This is a genomic window from Brevibacterium sediminis, from assembly GCF_013623905.1.
Taxonomy (GTDB): Bacteria; Actinomycetota; Actinomycetes; order Actinomycetales; family Brevibacteriaceae; genus Brevibacterium; species Brevibacterium sediminis.
Genome location: NZ_JABKDD010000003.1, coordinates 158,802 through 178,014, shown reverse-complemented (window position 1 = coordinate 178,014; position 19,213 = coordinate 158,802). Strand labels below are relative to the sequence as shown.

Below are 19,213 nucleotides of genomic sequence, written 5' to 3'. Positions count from 1 at the left end.
GTTCAGGCTGCGAGGGCGAGCCGTACCTGACCCGCTGCCGGCGGAGCAGGTGCGGCTCGCGTCATATCGGTCGCCGACAGCAGCGCGGTCGCAGGGACCCCGGAAGTCAGGCCGAAGGCCGCGAGCACGAGGACCTGCGGCAGCTGGAGCTCGAGCACCTCGGCCACTGCCTCGATGACCTCCGACGACGGGTCCTTGAGCCCGCGTTCGATCTCGGAGAGGAACTGGGTCGAGACCCCGGACCGGTGGGAGACCTGAGCCAGGGTGAGACCCATATCGGTGCGGCGCAGTCGGAGAGCGCGGCCGAGCGCCTCACGCCACAGCGGCGGCGGGGTCGGGCTGTGCGGGAGCATGTCGGTCATGGGGTGAGCCTACGGTCGGTAGGGCCGCCTCGGCGAGGGTTTCTGCTGTCAGCAGATGAGGATGACTGACGTGAAGTGGCTCACAGGTGTTGCGGCAACGGCAGTAGGTTAAGTTAGGCTGGCCTACGTTAATGTCGAGGGGTCCTATCAGGCTCCGACCACTGTCGAAAGGACAGGAATGTCAGTTCCTCACAGCCGCCGGGCCGTCATCGCCGGAGCGCTCGTCGCGCTCTCGCTCACCGCCACCGCCTGCGGGCAGGGATCGCAGGCCGCGGAGGAATCCGGGTCCGCGAATTTCGAGACCGCGACGATCAAGCACGCACTCGGTGAAGCGGTCATCGAATCCGAGCCCGAACGCGTCGTCACCCTCGGCCAGGGATCGACGGAAACTGCGATCGCTTTGGGCAAGACGCCGGTCGGCATGGAGGAATATGCCTGGGGATCCGATGACACCGGCTACATGCCGTGGATCTACGAGGCCGTGAAGGACAAGGGTGAGAAGCTGCCCGAACAGTTCCAGGGGGATACGGAACTCGACGTCGAAGCCATCGCCGAACTCGAACCGGATGTCATCCTCGCCCCCTGGTCGGGAATCACGGCCGAGCAGTACAAACAGCTCGATGCCATCGCCCCGACCGTGGCGTACCCGAAGCAGCCGTGGACGATCAAGTGGGATGAGCAGATCACCACGATCGGCAAGGCGCTCGGTCAGGAAGAGGAATCAGAAGGCCTCGTCGACGACATCAAGACGCAGCTGAAAGAGGCGAAGCGAGAGGAATACAAGGACCTCACATTCTCCTTCATCTACAACTCGGGCCCCGGCACCCTCGGCGTCTTCTACCCCAACGAGCAGCGGGTGGCGATGGTCTCGGCGCTCGGGCTGACCCCGGATCCGATCATCGACGAGCTGAAGAAAGACTACGACGAGCCCGGAACGGATTCAGCGCTCATCGGTCTGGAGAATGCGGACAAGCTCAACGATTCGGACCTCATCTTCACCTTCTACTCCGATGAGAAGAACAGGAAAGAGATCGAATCGCAGGGACTGTATGCGAATATTCCGGCGATCAAGGCCGGGGCTGTCGTGGCTCCGGATGATCAGCCCTTCGTCACCGGATCCTCGATCATCAACCCGCTCACCGTCCCCTGGACGCTCGAGCGCTATGTGCCGATGATCGACAAAGCGGTGAAGAAGCTCGACAAGTAAGTCGTCGGCGAGGAGCCTGCCGCATCAGTCAGGCAAGCAAGCTGGGCGCTCTCAATCGAGGGCGCTCAGCTTCTTCCATTCATCCCAGGAGTACACCCAGTCCGAGATGTCGCTGTCATTGGTCGACAGGCTCACTTGGGAACCGGTGACCTCGACGGGATCACCGAAGATCGCGGAGTCGTAGTACTCCTTGGCCCGTTCGGTGGTGAGATTGATGCAGCCGTGGGAGACGTTCTGCGAGCCTTGGACGCCTGCCGACCACGGGGCGGCGTGGATGAATTCTCCGTTGTTGTGGATGCGCACAGCCCACTGCACATCTGTCTCGTAGTCCCATTGTTCGGAGGTCATCGTATAGTCGGCGGCCTTCGACATGACCACATGCGTGCCGTTGTAGGACGGGGACTTCGGTGCGCCGAGCGAGGCAGGGAAGTCCATGACGGTCTTGCCGTCACGAGTGACGGTCATACGATGGGACTTCGCATCGGCCTTGACGACCTGTTTGCGTCCGATCTCGAAATCGAGGGTGAGGTCGTTCTGACCCACGCTGTTCTCGCCCGTCGGCACATCCTTGAGCGGGACGTCGACGGAGACCTTCGAATGAGCGGGCCAGAATTCCTTCGGGCGGAAATGCAGTCGGGACTGCGGATCGTCGTAGAGCCAACCCCAGGAGCCCTCGACCTCCCGCTCCTTGCCGTCTTCATCGGTGACCTTGACCGAGAGGCGGCGTTCGACATCGTCGCGGAAGTCCTTGGATACGGTGGAACCGAAGTTGAGCATGATGGGGGCGGCGACGCCGACCGTCTGATCGTCGGCGAGCGTTGTGCGCACCGACATCGGGGCGCCGTCGCTGTCACCGACGGTGATCGTTGCGTCGAGGTCGACTTCGTCTCCGTTGGCAGTGGTGGCGGTGACTTTCACGGTGTATTCGCTGTCGGCGACGAGGCCGTAGGTCGAGATCCAGGCGGCGGATTCGTCCGGGGCGGCGACCGCCTCGGCGGTGTCCTTGGTGTCTGTTTCGGCGTCCTTCGAACCATCGTCGGCGGTCCCGGACTCGGTGGAGCTCGGCGTCGACGAACCGGCCTGGGCGTCGTCATCTGCCTCGAGCGCGGTGCCCGAAGCGTCGAAGAACGTGCCGGGATCGTGCGCGATCCGGGGGTGGGCCTCCTCGGTGACGGAGATGTCACTGAGGTCTGCGTTCTCGACTGAGATGCCGATCCGCTGGCCGGCCTCGAGGTCGATGTCGTCACCGGATTCGGTCACCTCGCCGAAGTCCCCGGCGCCGGGCATCGCGGTCGCCGCATCGACGGACTCACTCGGCTCAGCTGAGGAGGTCGCATCGCTGGGCTGCGAAGACGGCGTCGATTCGGACGCGGATTCTGCTGCCTCGGAGGTGATGGCTCCGACGCGGAACACGGGATCCGCGGCCGCCTCGGCGGTCTTGTTCGCGCCATTGCGGGTCGCGTCGGGATCGTCGCTCGACGGTGTGCACGCCGTGAGCAGGGCCAGTGCCGAAAGGGCGGCAACGGCCCCTTGGATCTTCGTGGACAACAGGGAAACCTCGTTTGAACACAGGGATGAGAACTGAGAATAATGGTAATGAAGCAAAATCACGAAAGTATTAACGCTTTCGCTTCTTCGCCCCGATTCCGGCGCTCGGAGGGCCGTGTAGGCAGAGCTGACCTGGGCAGATGGGGGAGAGGGGGAGTTGTGGAATTGTGATGTTGGGGAATAGAGGACTCCCCGTGCACCCGACAGAGCTCGCTTACCCTTGCTGCCTTCCGGCCCTGGGGGAGTTCACAAGATGACGCCGCACGGGGAGCCGTGAATCAGTCTAGTCGAGAGCGGCCTCGGTGGACAAAACGAGTGGGCGGGGCCACAGGATTACGACAAGGACACTGTTATCCACTCGTGACAAAAACATCATCTGACCGGGACTTTCACTGGATAGTGTGGACGCATCCTCGTTTCCCATCCCTAAGGAATCATGCACATTTTCCGCAGAGCGGTTCTGCCGCTGGCCTTCCTCCTCGTCCTCATCCTCATCGCTGTATTCCTCGGCTGGATCGCCTTCAAACCGGCTGCCGACGACGAATTCGACGATGTCGGTGCCAGTGGGGAGCCGGCGGAATCCACCATCACCGCCGAACGCGGCGACATCTCCAACACAATCGAGGTCAAGGGACGCATCAACGTCGACTCCCCGACTGCGGTCAAAGCCGACCACGACGGCGTGGTCAACCATCTCTTCGTCAAGCCCGGTGATGAGGTATTCAAAGGCGCGGAGCTGTTCCAGGTCAGAAGCGAGGGTGAGCAGGAGGCGCCCGAAGAGCCGGACGGCGGCAGCGACGGTGCCGAGACAGCAGACTCGGATGGCGGGGATGAGGCATCGGGAGGTGACCCGTCGACCCCGGCCAAGCCGAAGTATCATTCGGTGATCGCTGCGGAAGACGGCACGGTGGGTGATTTCTCCGTCGAGCAGGGTGACACAGTCTCTGCCGACACCCAGGTGACCGAGCTGCTGAAGAAGACCTTCACCGCCAAGGCACCGATCAAGGCGACCGATCTCTACCGGGTGCAGGAGCTTCCGGACACCGCGAACATCGCGATCGACGAGGGCCCGAAGCCCTTCGACTGCACGGGTCTCAGACTCGACCAGGGGCCGGGTACAGCCTCGGCATCGTCGTCGACGAGCGAGGAGGAGTCCGAGGACCCAGGGGCTGAAAGCGCAGGTGACGACGGTTCTGCCGCCGAAGGCTCGGAAGGAGGTTCCGGAGACGGTCCGCAGCTGATCTGTGCCATCCCCGACGATGTCACCGTCTACAACAGCCTCGATCTCACTATGACCATCGATGCGGGAGAGGCGAAGGACGTCATCGTCGTTCCGGTGACCGCGGTGCGCGGACTCACCGAGAAGGGATCAGTCTGGGTGACCGGAGACGACGGCAAGTCCGAGGAGCGCGAGGTCGAGATCGGCCTCAACGACGGGTCCATGGTCGAAGTGAAGTCGGGCCTGGAAGAAGGTGAGGAGATCGATGAATTCGTTCCCGGCACCGAACCTGAAGATGAGAGTTCCGAGGGCGGCATGGATGGCGAGTTCGGCGAGGGAGAGGACTGGTGAGCCGCCCGGAGCCGACGGCGGCAGAGACTCTGCTCTCGCTGCGGCATGTGTCGCGTTCGGTGCCGATCGCTGACGATCAGCTGCTCACGATCCTTGCCGATATCGACCTCGAGGTGGGGGTGGGGGAGCACATCGGCATCGTCGGTCGCTCCGGCACCGGCAAATCGACGCTGCTCAACATCCTCGGACTCCTCGACGCGCCGACGACCGGGGATATGGAGTTCGCCGGTGAACCCGTGCAGAAGATCTCCCGGAACAGGGCCGCAGCGATCAGAGGACGTGACATCGGATTCGTCTTCCAGCAGTTCAACCTCCTGCCCGGACGCACTGCGGTGGAAAACGTCGAAGCCCCGCTGATGTACGCCACCGGACGGGAGTTCCGCAATCGGCGGAGATCGGCCGAAGCCATGCTCGAGCGTCTCGGCCTCGGCGACCGGATCGAGGCGAAGCCGAACCGTCTCTCCGGAGGTGAGCAGCAGAGAGTCGCGATCGCACGCGCGCTGGTGCGTGAGCCGAAGCTCGTGCTCGCCGACGAGCCGACGGGCGCCCTGGACGTTGAGACGGGGCGTCAGGTCATGGAGATCCTCGACGGCATCACCAAGGACTCGGGGGCTGCGCTCATCACGATCACCCATGATCTCGGGGTGGCGAACATGGCCACTCGACAGTTCTCGCTCAGTCAGGGGTGTCTCCATCCGGTCCTCGACGGGGCCACCGCCGAGGCGCTGGCGGGTGAGAGCCGATGATCACAGGATTCGCCGCATCGCTCGTCGAAGCCTGGCAGGAACTGAGGGTGCACAAGGTGCGCGTGCTGATGTCCCTGATCGGCGTCGGCGTGGCAGTGTGTGCACTGACGCTCGTCGTCGGGTTCGGGAACATGATGCAGAAGGGCCTCGCCGACTCCTACGAGCAGCAGGGTGGTCGCGCCGCGACCTACACCCTGAGCCTCAATCCGACCGAGTCCGAGATGGGCGAATCCGAGGTCGAGAAGGTCCGGTCAGCACTCGACGAGACCGCCGACCGTTTCGGAATCAGCCACATCTCCGCCTACGGTCAGGCCGAAACCACGGTGCCGGGACCGGCTGGCACCATCAGCGCCTCGATGTACATCGTCGACCCGGATTTCGACGTCATGCGCCGACTCTCCGTCGATCACGGCAGGTGGTTCACCGCCGGTGACGCCGCGAACCTGTCGCCGGCCGTCGTCGCCGATGAGACTTTCCTCAGCGAATACGGCATCGACCCGACTTCCCTGCCGGCCACGATCGAGCTGTCCGGTTCCCCGAAGAAGACGGCCACGGTCATCGGTTCGGTGCCCTCCTCCGAATTCCAGGAGTACGGGGAGATCTACGTCCTCAACGGGCAGGAGAAGCAGTTCGCCGCAGACGCCTACGCCGTCACCGAATTCGAGATGTGGGTGCCGCCCGAGGTCGGTGAGGAGCTGAGCAAACAGGTGACGAGTGATCTCAGACGGCAGCTGCCCGGCTTCGACGTCAGTGCGGACAGAACCGATTTCGCCTCGGACATCGATGAAACACTGGGTCCGGTGAAGAACGTGCTGTTGGTCATCAGCATCCTCATTCTCTTCATGGGTATGCTCGGCCTGCTCAACATCTCTCTTGTGACGATCCAACAGCGGATCAGGGAGATCGGCATCCGCAGATCCTTCGGGGCGACGAGTCGGCGCATCTTCTTCTCCGTGATGATGGAGAGCGTCGTCGCGACGACCATCGCAGGCGCTGTCGGCGTTCTCATCGCCGTGCTCGTGCTCAAGGCGCCGCTCGTCGCTGAGTTCATGTTCGACGGTGCGAGTACTCCGCAGGTCCCGATCTCTGCCGCGATTGTGGGCATGCTCGTCTCGGTCGGAGCCGGAGCGCTGGCAGGATCGGTGCCTGCTGTCGTCGCCACTCGGGTGCGGATCATCGACGCGATCCGAGCCTGAGGAGTGCCAGAGCGCCCGTTCCGAAGGCCAGGCACAGCCCGACCTGAACGAGGCATGCCACGGCGAAGGCATTGTCATAGCCGAGGCTGAGCGTGAAGACATGGAAGAGCGCTCCGAGCAGCGCCACGCCCACGGCGATGCCTGCCTGCTGCATCGTTGCGATGAGACCGCCGCTCAGCCCGGCCACTCGGTCGGGGACTGCTCCGACCACGGTGCCGACAAGAGGACCGAACTGGAGAGCCTGAGCTGCGCCGAGGACGACTCCCGGAAGCTGGAACCACAGATTCCATTCTGTGGCTGGGGCCGTCGCCGACGCCCAAGCCACCCCGAGAAGGCTGATCGCCTGCAGGGTCGTGCCGAGGACCATCGTGCCGGGCCCGCCGAGTCGACCGACGGCCCGGGGGACGAGGAGAGAGGTGATGAGGAAAGCTGCGGCGAAGAGGCCGAGCGTGAGTCCGGAGACGGCGGCGGGGTCACCATGGCCGGTCTGCGATGTGAGCGCGAAGTTGTAGAGGAACGTGCCGAAGCCGGCGAAGAACACGAAGGCCATGAGCATCCCGATCCACGCGGCAGGGATGCGAACCACCTGTGGCGGAATGAGTGGGTCACGTCCGGCCGCCTCGGCGCGGTTCTGCCAGAGTGCGAACGCGGTGAGAGCTGCAGCGCAGGCTGCCAAGAGGGTTGCGGGCAGCGGAAGCCAGCCGGTGACCGGTCCCAGCGCCAGTCCGGTGACGAGGCTCATCATGCCCACGCCGAGGAGGATTGCGCCGGGGGCGTCGAGGGGTGCCGGGTCGATGCTGCGTGATTCGGTCAGGCGCAGGGAACCGAGATAGGCGGCTGCGGCGGCGATCGCGCAGCTGAGGAACGCCGCCCGCCACCCCCAGGTCTGGCCGAAGAGGGAGATGAGTCCGCCGCCGAGGACCTGACCACCGACGGTGCCGACTCCGGAGAATGCGCCGAAGAGGCTGATCGCCTTCAACCGTGCGGCCCCGGACAGCGAATGCTGGAAGCTCGCGAGGATCTGCGGCATCATCACCGCCGCTGCCGAACCCTGGGTTGCGCGAGCCACGAGCAGGAAGAGCGGATCGGGTGCCAGTCCGACGGCGATTGAGGTGATGACGAGCGCGCCCGTGCCGATCATGAACAGGCGGCGACGCCCGAAGCGGTCCCCGATGCGACCGCAGAGGATGAGGCCGGAGGCGAAGGCGGCGGAGAACAGACCGACGATGAGCGCCGAGGTCGAATCACTCGCACCGATGTCGGCCTGCACCGCGGGGATCGCGACGTTTGAGACGGAGAACATGAACGTCGCGAGGAACGCACCGAGGTGGAGCGGCCAGAGGACGGGGGCAGGATGGCCTGCGGTGGGGGCGGGTTCGACGTCGGGTGCGTGACCGGGAGCAGCCTCGGCGAGGGCCGAGGTCGGAACCGCCTCGGCGGAGGTCGATGATGTCTGCGTGTGGGAATCTCTCATGGATCCAGTCTGCGATGGGCCGCGGGGGAGTGGGAGGGCGTGCTGATGGTGTTGGTCGCACCACCAGGCTGAGAGCGGTGACAGGGTGGAACGGGGTGAGCGTCGGACGGACAATGGAGGCATGGCACAAGTGAGAACCGAGGAGCTAGGACGATTCCTGCGTTCGCGACGCAACCGAGTGCGGCCCTGCGAGGTCGGTCTTGCGGCCGGCACCCGGCGGAGGGTGCCGGGACTGCGGCGCGAAGAGGTCGCTGTGCTCGCGAACATCGGCACCAGTTGGTACACCTGGCTTGAGCAGGGGCGCGAGGTCCACCCCTCGGAGTCGGTGCTCGAATCCATCGCCGAGGCGCTCCTGCTCGACCGTGAGGAGCGTGCCCATCTCTTCCTGCTGGGCGGATATCCGGATCGAGTCGCGAACCCGGGTGACTCGGCGGTGGGAGAGCAGATGCGCACCTTGCTCGACGAACTGCTGCCGCTGCCGGCGATGGTCACTGATCCGCGGTATACGATCCTCGCCTTCAACTCCGTCGAACGGTATCTCGCCTCCGACCTCGAAGCACTCGCTCCGGCCGACCGCAACTGCGCGATCCAGTCCTTCGAGAGCCCGGAATGGGCGCGGACCTTCCACTCCGACGACGGCCATCGGGCGCAGGTCGTGGCGAAGCTGCGTGCCTCGTACGCGGAGTCGATCGACGATCCCGAGTGGTCGCCGCTGCTGTCGCGGCTGCGCAGGAATCCGGAATTCTGCCGCCTGTGGGATTCGGGAACGGTCGGTCGATCTGTCGGGCGGGTCAAGACCATTGAGAACCCGTATGTGGGCACGCTCAAGCTGACGATGACGACGCTCATCGCGCAGGAGAACCAGAGGCTGACGCTCTCGGTCTATCAGCCGGTGGACACGGTGACGCGGTCCCGATTGGAGACGCTGCACGGCTGGATCAATGACGGCAGCATCGAACGCAGACGGGAGGACGGGGCGCAGCCGTCGGCAGAACGGCATCTCCGCGCCGTCGCGGACTGAACCGTGTGCCGTCGGGTGACGAGGTCGCGTGTTCACCTGCGGGAAGTGGGATGCTTCACACTCGGCCACCGCGATTTCGCATTGTCGTCATGACTCGGATAAGCTGATTCGCGGAGGATTCGCCTAGTGGCCTATGGCGCTCGCCTGGAACGCGGGTTGGGTTAACGCCCTCAGGGGTTCGAATCCCCTATCCTCCGCCACGGAAGTCCCGGTCTCGCAGTTGCTGCGGGCCGGGACTTCGTCGATTCACCGGCGGCGGACCTCCATGCCGGTCGCGGGAGGCTCGTATTCGGACATCCCACACCGATTGTGACAGTTCGCACCATTCGTGCCACCTGCTACCGGTGCTTTCGCATCCCTCGTCGGTCCTGGTCCAACGCACCGGTGCAACGAGGTGGTGTGCCGCCAAGGGTGAGGGGTGCGGAGCTGGGTGCAGCGGAGCGCAGCTGCCGGAAGGCAAATCGCATGACGGTTCGTGGCGGAATGCGTCATTGTGACGGCATGCGTCGGCCTGCGAAGTCTGCCCGCCGAGTGTGGTCTGCGTCTCAGTAGTCTGGCACGGCACACCCGCACACACGATATTGCACACCTGCACACATCACGAGCGACTGAAGGGAACTGGCCCGATGACGTCGCAGCAACCGGTCCGGCGCGGAAGATCGCGCAGCGCACGCCCCGCGGACACGGTGCTCATGCCAGTTTCGATGGGAAGGGACACACAATGACGAATCTCCACGCCAACCCGATCTATACCGGTGAACCCGAAGACCTGAAGTTCGCCTACTGGGTGCCCAACGTCTCCGGCGGCCTGGTCGTGTCGAACATCGAACAGCGCACCGACTGGGGCTACGACTACAACGTCAAGCTCGCACAGACCGCCGAGGCAGTCGGCTACGAATACGCACTCAGCCAGGTCCGCTACCTCTCCAGCTACGGCGCGGCCCAGCAGCACGAATCGACCTCCACGTCACTCGCGCTCGCCCTTGCCACTGAGAAGCTCAAGGTCATCGCCGCCATTCATCCGGGCATCTGGGAACCGGCCGTGCTCGCGAAGTTCATCCTCACCGCCGACCAGTTCACGAAGGGCCGGGCCGCCATCAACGTCGTCTCCGGCTGGTTCAAGGACGAATACACCCGCCTCGGCCTGCCGTGGCTCGAACACGGCGAACGGTACCGCCGGTCCGCCGAGTTCATGGATGTCGTCCGCAAGCTCTTCACCGAGGAGAACGTCGAGTACCGCGGCAATTTCTACACCGTCGACGACTTCACCCTCCGCCCCGGCCCCTACCCAGTCGAGGGCCGCCCCCACCCGGAGATCTTCCAAGGCGGAAACTCCTCGGCCGCTCGCATCAACGGCGGCAAGCACGCCGACTGGTACTTCTCCAACGGCAAGGACTTCGACGGCTTCCGCGAACAGTACGACGACGTCACCGAGGTGGCCCGAGCGCACAATCGGAAGGTCCGTTTCGGGCTCAACGGGTTCGCCATCGTCCGCGACACCGAGGCCGAAGCCCGCGAACAGCTGCGTGAGATCATCGCCAAAGCCGATGAAAGCGCGGTCGAAGGATTCCGCAAGTCCGTCCAGCAGGCCGGAGCCTCGACTCACGATAAGAAGGGCATGTGGGCGGATTCGAGCTTCGAAGACCTCGTCCAGTACAACGACGGCTTCCGCACCCAACTCATCGGCACTCCCGAACAGGTCGCCGACCGCATCATCGAGTACAAGAAGTTCGGCGTCGACCTCATCCTCACCGGCTTCCTGCACTTCCAGGAGGAACTCGAAGCGTTCGGCAAGACCGTCATCCCGATCGTGCGCGAGAAGGAAGCCGAACTCGTCAACAGGGGATTGCTCACCCCTGCCGGAGTCTGACCCTGGAGGCGGGTTTGCCTCAGGCCACGCTGAATGACGCGGACTTGAGCTTCAGCTTCGTTCGCAGCTGATCGCCGGTTAGGCTCGCGGTCTTCCCCTTCACCGAGGTGGCTTTCACCGTCTTCACCAGACCTGAGCCGGTCTTCGCCACCGTCACAGACCGGACGTCTGCCAGCCCGAACGCCCGTGCCATGTCGGCCTGCTTGGCCGTCACCGACCACGAGGCGTTCGGGTTCTGCGCAGAGGCATACTTCGACGGAGAGTCATCGACCGAGACCAGGTACGGCACAGCCGACCCCCACACCTCGGCAGCCGAATGCGTCTTCGAGCCTGCCGACGACGAGTAGACAGCATCGATGAGCCCGCCCTTGTAGGTGATGAGGCGCGCCGACTTCACCGTCGACCCGCTCGTGCTCTGTGTCGCGGCCACGGCCTTGCGCCATGGACCGGAATCGCCTGCATTCTCATGAGTCCACCCGAGGAAACGCTGCGAGGCCACCTCGTCATAGACGTTGCACCCGCAGGCAGGCTTCACCGCACCGAGATTGCGGTAGGCATAGGTGCGCGAAGCGATGGCCTGAGAGCGCAGGGCTTCGGACTGCCACGATGCCGGCATCTCGGCGATGCCCGGCAGATATTCCTTGTTGAGACCCACCACGTTGATTACGTTGAGCGAGCTCTTCAGCTGACCGATCTCGAGCCGTCCGTGCCGGTAGGTGCCGGTCGCCCCGTTCTGGGCACCGCTGACCGACACCGTCGTCGCCGACGAACTCTTCCAATATCGGGTGCCCTGCCATTCGAGGGTGAGCTTCGATCCCGAATAGCTCTTCGACCCGATGATCGCCTTGACCGAACCGGACGAGGTCCGTTCGATCGTGACCTTCGAGGCCGATTCGATGGTCTTCGACCCGACCTTGACCCGCAGACGGCCGGACCGCGGAGAGACCGTCACGGACTTCTTCCCGGTCAGCAGCTGCACCCTGAGACTGGCGTCGGCGTCCTTCGACATCGTCGTGACCTTGGCCCCGGTGTAGTAGTGCTGCAAGATCTGCGTCGATGACTTTCCGGCTGCCGCCATTCCGCGCGCTCCGTACTGGCTCATCCCGACTCCATGGCCGAACCCCGACCCCTTGATCGTGAACGACGACGGCGCCTTCGTCAGCGTCACTTTCGCCCCGGACTTCGCCGTCCACACGATCATGCCTTTCTGGAACTTCTGCCGGGTCTCGGACCCGGACCGGTACTCGTTGCTCGTCGGATAGCCGAGCGGACCGCGTTCCCACCCGGACTTCTTCCACGCCGTGCGGATCGCACCCAGAGTCGCATGGGCACCGGTGGCCTTCGTCCAATGGATGCTGCCGTGCTTGAACGACTGATAGCAGCCCTTCTGGATCAGCGTGCACCGCTGCGGGCCGACCGCTGGGCCGAGCTTGCCGGAATTCCCGCCGAGCGATCTGTGCATCGTCCCGATCGCGCCCGAGGTCGAATAGGCGGCATGTGCCGGAGGCGGTGTGGAGCAGAGAAGGAGAAGGAACCCGATGAGCAGTGACGCGAGGGCAGGAGTCGTCGCCTTGACGAACGGGGAAGCTGGCATGAGTAGATCATAAGCGCGGCTGTCAAGACCCCGGGTGACGAACAGACGAACTCCCCGAAACGATCGTTACGGGGAGTTCGTCGCCGAGGCGTTCGACCTCGGCGAAAGAGGCATCGTTCCTGCTCAGCTCAGCTTGTCAGCGATCGCCTGGTTGAATGCGTCGAGGTCGCCGGGGTTGCGGGAGGTGATGAGGTTGCCGTCGACGACCACCTCGGTGTCGGTCCAGTCGGCGCCGGCGTTGATGAGGTCGGTCTTCGTCGAGATGAAGGACGTCAGCTTCCGTCCCTTGGCCACTCCCGCCTCGGCGAGGATCCACGGGGCATGGCAGATGGCCGCGACAGGTTTGTCGGCAGCGAAGAACGCCTTGACGAGGTTGACGGCGTCCTCGTCCAGACGCAGAGCGTCGGCGTTGAGGGTGCCGCCGGGCAGGACGAGGGCGTCGAAGTCATCGACCGAGGCTTCGGCGACGGGAACGTCGACGTCGAAGGTCTCGGCGTGCTCCCAATCGCCTTCCATCGCCTGCAGTGTTCCCTCGGACGGGGAGACGATGACGGTCGTCGCCCCGGCCTCGTCGAGTGCCGCGCGGGGACTGGTGAGTTCGATCTGCTCGACGCCGCGGGTGAGGAGGAATGCGACCTTCTTTTCGGTGATGGCCATGATGGTGCTCCTTTTCTCTGTGTTCCGGAAATGCTGTCTGTCGTGAAATCTGTCTGTCGTGGGAATTGAGCCGCCGCGGAACTTGGGCCGGCGCCTCAGGTCAGATGGGCTCGCTGCTGGTCGGTCAGCGGCTTCGCGGGGAAGCGCAGCAGCACCTTGCCTGCCGGGTGGGCGGTGAGCAGATGCCGGTAGGCGTCGTGGACCTCTTCGGCGTCGAAGACCCGGGCGATCGGGACGTGGACATGGCCGTAGGCGATGGCCTGGCCCAGCCAGACCATGTCATCACGGCGGGCCCTGGCTTCGCCGTCGATGCTCACCCCGTACTTCTCCGCGACCGTGGGGCCCGCACCGATCGAGACGATGCGGTCGGCTGGGATGCCGAGGTCGATCATGCCGGTGATCTCGTCCTCACCCTGCGTCGAGTACGCGGCCTGGATCCCGTCGGTGGCGAGTTCACTGACTCGGTCCCACAGGCCCTCACCATAGGTGACGGGTTCGATCCCGAGGCTTTCCAAGAGAGCATGATTGCCCTGGCTGGCGCTGCCGATGACCCTCGCCCCGAGGTTGCGGGCGAGCTGGGCGACGATGATGCCGACGCCGCCGGAGGCCCCGGAGACGAAGAGAGTGTCGCCTTCGCTGAGGCGCAGGGCGCGGATTCCGGCGACGGCGGTGCGCCCTGCGACGTAGAGACCTCCGGCGGTGTCGACGCCGAGTCCGCGCGGGATCCTGTCGAGCCTGTCGGCAGGATCGGTGATGAGAAGCTGTTCGGTCTGCGCCTGCTTCGGCAGCCCGCCGTAGACGAGGTCTCCGGGCGTGAAGTCCGTAACGCCTTCGCCGACCGAGGCGACGACGCCGGAGAAGTCCACGCCGTTGCCGGAGGCAGTTTCGACGGAACCGAAGCGACCGCCCTGGAGCATCTTCCAATCCAGGGGATTGAGCCCGGCATAGAGGACGGTGACGAGGACCTGGCCCTCGCCGACCTCGGGGAAGGCCACCTCGGCGAGGTGAAGCTGATCGATGTCTCCGTTGGAGGTGTACTGGACGCGTCTGGTCATGCTCTGCTCCTCATCGGTGGGCGAATCAGTCCGACTGACGAATCGGTTGGGGGCCCGACCTGTTCCGTGGCCCACATCAGCGACAACACCACAGGAAGCCGACTTGTTCCACGACACGAATGACCGCACTCCCCGGGCCGCAGCGGGCCAGGGGAGTGCAGTTGGGGATGCGCGGAATTCGTCAGGCGAATCGCGGCTGCTCGAGGGGAGCGGATCAGGGTGGCCGCGTCGATGAGGCGACCGGGCATTGTCGGCTCAGATGTTCGGGAACTCGAGGCTGTAGCCGATGCCGGACTGCGACGCCGAGGTGATCTTCACAGTGCCGTAGTGATTCTTGCCGGCAGCGGTGACGGTGCAGTTCTGTGAGCCGCTGTGGGAGAAGATCCGCAGGTCGGAGTAGCAGTCGACGTTGTCGACCGTGGTGCCCTGCTTGGCGTAGGCGTTCTTGATGTCCGCCTCGAGAACGTCGGCGGGGATCTTGCCGTTGCCGTCGGCGTCGAGTTCGACTCCGTCTTCGCCGATCCGCGGACCCTGGTAGCCGTTGTCGGTCGTGCCGCTCGACGACGATGATCCGCTCGAGGTGGAGTCGCTCGAGGACGACGATCCGGTGGACGACGAGCCGTTCGAGGTGGAGGAGCCACTCGCCGAGGAGGCGCTGGACGAATCCGTGGATCCGCCGCTGCCGGTGGTGCCGTTGTCCGTCGTGCCGTTATCGGTCGTTCCGGTCGAACCCGAACCGGTGGAGTCCGAGGCGGAGCCTGAATCCGATGCCGGTTCTTCGGCGGTCGTCTCGGTGCTCTCGGTCTGCTGGTCCTGCTGACCGTCCTGCTCCTGGCCCTGTTCCTGGCCCTGGCTTTCTGGGCCGAAGGTGATGTTCATATCGCAGGCCGAGAGTGTCAGGGTCGCGGCGAGAGCTCCGGCAACGGTGATGGTCTTGAGAAGTGTCTGTGCCTTCATGGTCTGCTCCTGGTCTCGTGTGCAAAAAGCTGTCGGTGTTTCGTACAAGACAAGCCTCTCAGCGCGGAGCCGTGACCTGGGCCGATTCGTGTTCGGATCCGGTGACGCATGTTCCAGGACGGACACATCGGCCTATTCTGGGACTGTGTTCGATGATCGGAGCCGAAGAGATTCGAGAAAACTTCGCCGGCGATGTCGAGAACACTCGTCCGGCTGCGTCCCAGACATGTCAGCGAGCACAACCCGTGCGAGCGACACGAGACAAGGAGACCATCATGGCCAAGTACCTCATGCTCAAGCACTATCGGATGTCGGAGCAGTATATGGATTACACCCCGATGGACCAGTGGCGTTCCGACGAAGTCGACGCGCATGTGGCGTACATGAACGCCTTCGCCGACAGACTCAAGGACTCCGGTGAATTCGTCGACTCCCAGGCACTCTCGCCCGAGGGCACCTTCGTCCGATCCGGCGGACCGGGCAAGCCTCCGGTCACCGACGGTCCCTTCCCCGAGACGAAGGACCTCATCGCCGGGTGGATGGTCATCGACGTCGAGAACTACGACCGAGCTCTCGAACTCGCCGGTGAGTTGTCCGCCGCACCGGGCAAGGGCGGAGAGCCGATCAACGAATGGCTCGAACTGCGTCCCTTCCTCGACCACGCACCCAGCGTGGACGAATGATCAGGGACGCGAACGGAGTCCGCGATGATCGATCCGGATCCCCTCGCCGAGGCGGAGTTGCGTGAGCTCGTCCCCGCCGTGATCGGCATCCTCGTCAGTCGTGGAGCAGACTTCGCGACCGCCGAGGATGCCGTTCAGGACGCGCTCATCGAAGCCCTGCGATCGTGGCCGGCCGACCTGCCCCGTGACCGGCGGGGCTGGCTCGTGACGGTGGCGTGGCGGAAGTTCCTCGACATCGTGCGATCTGAAGGATCGCGGATGAAACGCGAGGAACGGGTCATGGCCGCCACGCTCGCCGAGCCCGGAACCTCGGCCGAACCCGGAACCGACGGCGTCCCGAACGCCGATGACACCCTCGACCTCTACATCCTCTGCGCCCATCCCGACCTCAGCCCCGCCTCGGCGGTGGCACTGACCCTGCGGGCGGTGGGCGGACTGACGACGAAGCAGATCGCCGAGGCCTATATGGTGCCCGAGTCGACGATGGCCCAGCGCATCAGCCGCGCCAAATCGACGATCGCAGGCTCCCGACTCAACCGACCCGGCGATCTGTCCGCAGTGCTCACCACCCTCTACCTCGTGTTCAACGAAGGGCACTCGGGCGAGGTCGACCTCGTCGCCGAGGCGATCCGACTGACCCGCGGCCTGCGGGCGATGATCGACTCCGCCGAGGTGGACGGACTGCTCGCCCTGATGCTCCTCCACCACGCCCGCCGCGAGGCCCGTTTCGGTCCAGACGGACGACTCATCGCCCTGGCCGATCAGGACCGCACCCTGTGGGATCGACGGCTCATCATTGAGGGCATCGAGATCCTGCAGGCAGCCCTTGGTCGGGATGAACTCGGCCAATATCAGGCACAGGCTGCCATCGCGGCACTCCACGCCGATGCGCAGACGGTCGAGGACACCGACTGGGTGCAGATCGTTCAGTGGTACGACGAGCTGCTGGCCCTGCGAGATACCCCGATCGTGCGACTCAACCGTGCCGTGGCCGTCGGGGAAGCCGACGGCCCAGGGGCGGGCCTGACCGAACTGCGGGGACTGGACGAGAGCCTGCCGCGCTACTTCGCCGTCGAAGCGCACCTGCGCGAACGCGCAGGGGAGTCACAGCGGGCCGCCGAGCTCTACGCGCGGGCCGCCGAACGGGCCGGCAACCTCGCCGAACGCGACCATCTCAACCGGCAGGCGGCACGCGCACGGTCGGGGCAGGGCCACCGACCGTGACCGAGGTGACCGTGACGGCGGTGATTACGGTCTCGCTCGGCCGCCTCGGCGAGCGAGGTTGATCACTCCTGTCGGCAGAAGACATTCGTCAGCACCGATGGCGGACTACGATCGAAGGGAGCACTCAGCTCACCAACCCATGTCAGCGATCCCGTCACCGGGGTCCGTTCCCGATGTCGAAAGAGGCCGAACCCGTTTGAGCCACCTGCAGGAGTTCTTCCGCATCCCACCGGGCGAACGCGACCATATTCCCGCGTTCCGCATCGCCCTGGGAGTCGCCATCCCGCTTCTCGTGCTGCTCGGAATCGACCGCCTCGACCTCGCCGTCTATGCCGCCTTCGGCGCCTTCACCGGCATCTACGCGCGCTTCGAGTCCCCACGATCGCGGACCAGACGCCAGTCGATCGCTGCCGCCGTCCTCGTCGTCTGCGTGGGCATCGGCGCCCTGCTCAGCAGCCTCGGAGCTTCGGTCTGGGTGCTCGTCGTCATCACCTCACTCGTGTCCGGTGCGGGTGCGGCCATCGCCCTGCGCTTCCGGCTCAAGCCCGGCGGGTCGATCTTCTTCATCTTCGCCACGGGAGCCGTCGGATCCATTCCGGGCGGCGCATCGGTGCCGGTGGCAATGGGTGTGGCGGCTGCCTCGGCGCTGGTGTGCATCGGTCTCGGAGCGCTCGCCCATTATGCCGGCGAACGCATGCCTCCGGAGAAGGAGACTTATGTGCGGGTCGGGCTGTCGCCGGTGGGCAAGGCTGATCTGGCAGCCCACGCCGCCCGATTCACGATCGCCCCGTTCATCGCCGGAGTTCTCGGCACCCTGCTCATCGATGTGCTCCCGCTTCTGTCACACAGCTATTGGGCGATGGTCGCAGCGGTCGCACCGATCACTCCGCCCGGTCGTTCGGCCCGTCTCAAGCGCGGCGTCCACCGGGTGGTCGGAACCCTGCTGGGCGTGATCGTCACAGCGTTCCTGCTGTCGTTCCCCACCGAGGCGTGGCAGCTGGTGGTGTGGGTGATCCTGCTGCAGTTCCTCGCCGAGATCTTCGTGCTGCGCAACTACTCGGTGGCTCTGCTCTTCATCACCCCGTTGGCACTGCTCATGACCCAGATCGGCAGCCCGCACCCGGTTCCGGAGCTGCTGGCCTCCCGCGCCATCGAAACCGTCATCGGCGCCGTCGTCGGCATGCTCGTCGTCATCGTCGGGTTCAGCAGTGTGAAGAGGACGCGCGCTGAAATCGATGCCTCACCGCACGCCGATGACGACGACTGACCTCGGCTGCCAGAACTTCTGCCACGCCGCCTGTGCGTCGGATATCATCGGCTCACCTCAACTCATCCGCACTGCCCTAACGCTGAACCGAACCGGGAGCACATGATGACCACCAGCACCGAGGTGCTCGCCACCCTGGCCTCGCTCGAGGACGGGAAGATCCGCGCCGTCAACGCCCGCCACGGCGACGACCACGCGGTCAACCTGACGAAGCTGCGCGCCGTGGCGAAGGACCTGAAGAAGAACGATGAACTCGCCGCCGAACTGTGGGACTCCGGTGACACTGCGGCCCGCCTCGTCGCGACCCTAATCATGCGTCCGAAGGCCTGGAGCGAAGCACAGCTCGATGAGATGCTGCGTGACTCCCGTGTCCCGAAGGTCCACGGTTGGCTGGTCAGCTATATCGTCAAGAAATCACCCAACGCCGAGGCGCTGCGCCGGTCGTGGATGGACGATCCGGATCCCGTGGTCGCCTCCGCCGGGTGGGCGCTGACGAGCGAACGGGTGAACCGGAAACCCGAAGGCCTCGACTTGACCGGTCTGCTGGACGTGATCGAGGCCGAGATGGCCGATGCCCCCGAGCGCCTGCAGTGGGCGATGAACGAGACGTTGTCCTATATCGGCATCGAGAACCCGGGCCTGCGGAAACGTGCCATCGACATCGGTGAGCGCCTCGGCGTTCTCCGCGACTACCCGACCTCGCCCGGCTGCACCTCGCCCTTCGCCCCGACCTGGATCACGGAGATGGTGGCTCGGAAGTCAGCGGACTGAGCCGTCGGCGA

At 64.8% G+C, this 19,213-nt stretch carries 17 protein-coding genes, 1 tRNA gene, 1 other RNA gene and 1 riboswitch; of the genes, 11 read left to right on the top strand and 8 right to left on the bottom strand.

The window, feature by feature from the left end; genetic code table 11:
- Window positions 1-2: 2 nt before the first annotated feature.
- A complete protein-coding gene (locus HK108_RS06935; protein WP_172174064.1) occupies window positions 3-362 on the bottom strand; it encodes a helix-turn-helix domain-containing protein in 360 nt (119 codons plus the stop codon).
- Between the two features lie 178 nt (window positions 363-540).
- Here HK108_RS06935 and HK108_RS06930 point away from each other — a divergent pair, with 178 nt between their 5' ends.
- Window positions 541-1,569, top strand: a complete 1,029-nt coding sequence (locus HK108_RS06930; RefSeq protein ID WP_181270967.1) for an iron-siderophore ABC transporter substrate-binding protein — start codon at window positions 541-543, stop codon at window positions 1,567-1,569.
- Window positions 1,570-1,620: 51 nt separating this feature from the next.
- Here the strand turns inward: HK108_RS06930 and HK108_RS06925 are convergent, their stop codons facing one another.
- Together HK108_RS06925 and ffs are read right to left on the bottom strand one after the other, a co-directional pair.
- Complete coding sequence (locus tag HK108_RS06925; RefSeq protein WP_229664010.1) at window positions 1,621-3,117, bottom strand: L,D-transpeptidase; 1,497 nt, start codon at window positions 3,115-3,117, stop codon at window positions 1,621-1,623.
- Window positions 3,118-3,297: 180 nt separating this feature from the next.
- An RNA gene (gene ffs, locus HK108_RS06920) (signal recognition particle sRNA small type) lies at window positions 3,298-3,393 on the bottom strand.
- Between the two features lie 160 nt (window positions 3,394-3,553).
- On the opposite strand from ffs, the gene HK108_RS06915 reads away from it, so the two are divergent.
- From HK108_RS06915 to HK108_RS06905, 3 genes are read left to right on the top strand one after another with little or no spacing between them, the layout of a single operon-like run.
- Window positions 3,554-4,687 carry an efflux RND transporter periplasmic adaptor subunit gene (locus HK108_RS06915; RefSeq protein ID WP_181270966.1) on the top strand — a complete coding sequence of 378 codons (1,134 nt, stop codon included), beginning with the start codon at window positions 3,554-3,556 and terminating at the stop codon, window positions 4,685-4,687.
- Window positions 4,684-5,433: an ABC transporter ATP-binding protein gene (locus tag HK108_RS06910; protein ID WP_229664009.1), complete on the top strand. Its 750-nt coding sequence runs from the start codon at window positions 4,684-4,686 to the stop codon at window positions 5,431-5,433. Before HK108_RS06915 ends, HK108_RS06910 begins: the two co-directional genes overlap by 4 nt.
- Complete coding sequence (locus HK108_RS06905; protein ID WP_181270965.1) at window positions 5,430-6,629, top strand: ABC transporter permease; 1,200 nt, start codon at window positions 5,430-5,432, stop codon at window positions 6,627-6,629. The genes HK108_RS06910 and HK108_RS06905 overlap by 4 nt, the downstream gene beginning before the upstream one ends.
- On the opposite strand, the gene HK108_RS06900 is transcribed toward HK108_RS06905, so the two are convergent.
- Window positions 6,607-8,103, bottom strand: coding sequence for an MFS transporter (locus HK108_RS06900; RefSeq protein ID WP_181270964.1), 1,497 nt, complete (start codon window positions 8,101-8,103; stop codon window positions 6,607-6,609). The genes HK108_RS06905 and HK108_RS06900 overlap by 23 nt on opposite strands.
- Before the next feature lie 121 nt (window positions 8,104-8,224).
- Here HK108_RS06900 and HK108_RS06895 point away from each other — a divergent pair, with 121 nt between their 5' ends.
- From HK108_RS06895 to sfnG, 3 genes are all read left to right on the top strand, one after another.
- Window positions 8,225-9,124, top strand: a complete 900-nt coding sequence (locus HK108_RS06895) for a helix-turn-helix transcriptional regulator (RefSeq protein WP_139469360.1) — start codon at window positions 8,225-8,227, stop codon at window positions 9,122-9,124.
- 112 nt (window positions 9,125-9,236) lie between these two features.
- A tRNA-Ser gene (locus HK108_RS06890) sits at window positions 9,237-9,324 on the top strand.
- 392 nt (window positions 9,325-9,716) lie between these two features.
- Window positions 9,717-9,835: riboswitch (SAM riboswitch) on the top strand.
- A 10-nt stretch (window positions 9,836-9,845) separates the two neighbouring features.
- Entirely contained in the window at window positions 9,846-10,994 is a 1,149-nt protein-coding gene (gene sfnG, locus HK108_RS06885) for a dimethylsulfone monooxygenase SfnG (RefSeq protein ID WP_181270963.1), read from the top strand.
- Window positions 10,995-11,013: 19 nt separating this feature from the next.
- Here the strand turns inward: sfnG and HK108_RS06880 are convergent, their stop codons facing one another.
- The 4 genes from HK108_RS06880 to HK108_RS06865 form a co-directional block, all read right to left on the bottom strand.
- Entirely contained in the window at window positions 11,014-12,588 is a 1,575-nt protein-coding gene (locus HK108_RS06880) for a SpoIID/LytB domain-containing protein (RefSeq protein ID WP_181270962.1), read from the bottom strand.
- Window positions 12,589-12,711: 123 nt separating this feature from the next.
- Window positions 12,712-13,245, bottom strand: coding sequence for a type 1 glutamine amidotransferase domain-containing protein (locus tag HK108_RS06875; protein WP_181270961.1), 534 nt, complete (start codon window positions 13,243-13,245; stop codon window positions 12,712-12,714).
- A gap of 95 nt (window positions 13,246-13,340) precedes the next feature.
- Window positions 13,341-14,300: an NADP-dependent oxidoreductase gene (locus HK108_RS06870; RefSeq protein WP_181270960.1), complete on the bottom strand. Its 960-nt coding sequence runs from the start codon at window positions 14,298-14,300 to the stop codon at window positions 13,341-13,343.
- Between the two features lie 255 nt (window positions 14,301-14,555).
- Window positions 14,556-15,257 (bottom strand): hypothetical protein, encoded by a 702-nt coding sequence (locus HK108_RS06865; RefSeq protein WP_181270959.1) that lies wholly within the window; start codon window positions 15,255-15,257, stop codon window positions 14,556-14,558.
- A gap of 275 nt (window positions 15,258-15,532) precedes the next feature.
- Here HK108_RS06865 and HK108_RS06860 point away from each other — a divergent pair, with 275 nt between their 5' ends.
- The 4 genes from HK108_RS06860 to HK108_RS06845 all read left to right on the top strand — a co-directional run bounded on the left by HK108_RS06860 (window position 15,533) and on the right by HK108_RS06845 (window position 19,202).
- Window positions 15,533-15,940: a YciI family protein gene (locus HK108_RS06860; protein ID WP_181270958.1), complete on the top strand. Its 408-nt coding sequence runs from the start codon at window positions 15,533-15,535 to the stop codon at window positions 15,938-15,940.
- 24 nt (window positions 15,941-15,964) lie between these two features.
- Window positions 15,965-17,164 carry an RNA polymerase sigma factor gene (locus HK108_RS06855; protein WP_181270957.1) on the top strand — a complete coding sequence of 400 codons (1,200 nt, stop codon included), beginning with the start codon at window positions 15,965-15,967 and terminating at the stop codon, window positions 17,162-17,164.
- 196 nt (window positions 17,165-17,360) lie between these two features.
- A complete protein-coding gene (locus HK108_RS06850) occupies window positions 17,361-18,431 on the top strand; it encodes an FUSC family protein (RefSeq protein WP_172174040.1) in 1,071 nt (356 codons plus the stop codon).
- A gap of 105 nt (window positions 18,432-18,536) precedes the next feature.
- Window positions 18,537-19,202: a DNA alkylation repair protein gene (locus HK108_RS06845; RefSeq protein WP_373284078.1), complete on the top strand. Its 666-nt coding sequence runs from the start codon at window positions 18,537-18,539 to the stop codon at window positions 19,200-19,202.
- Window positions 19,203-19,213: the final 11 nt, after the last annotated feature.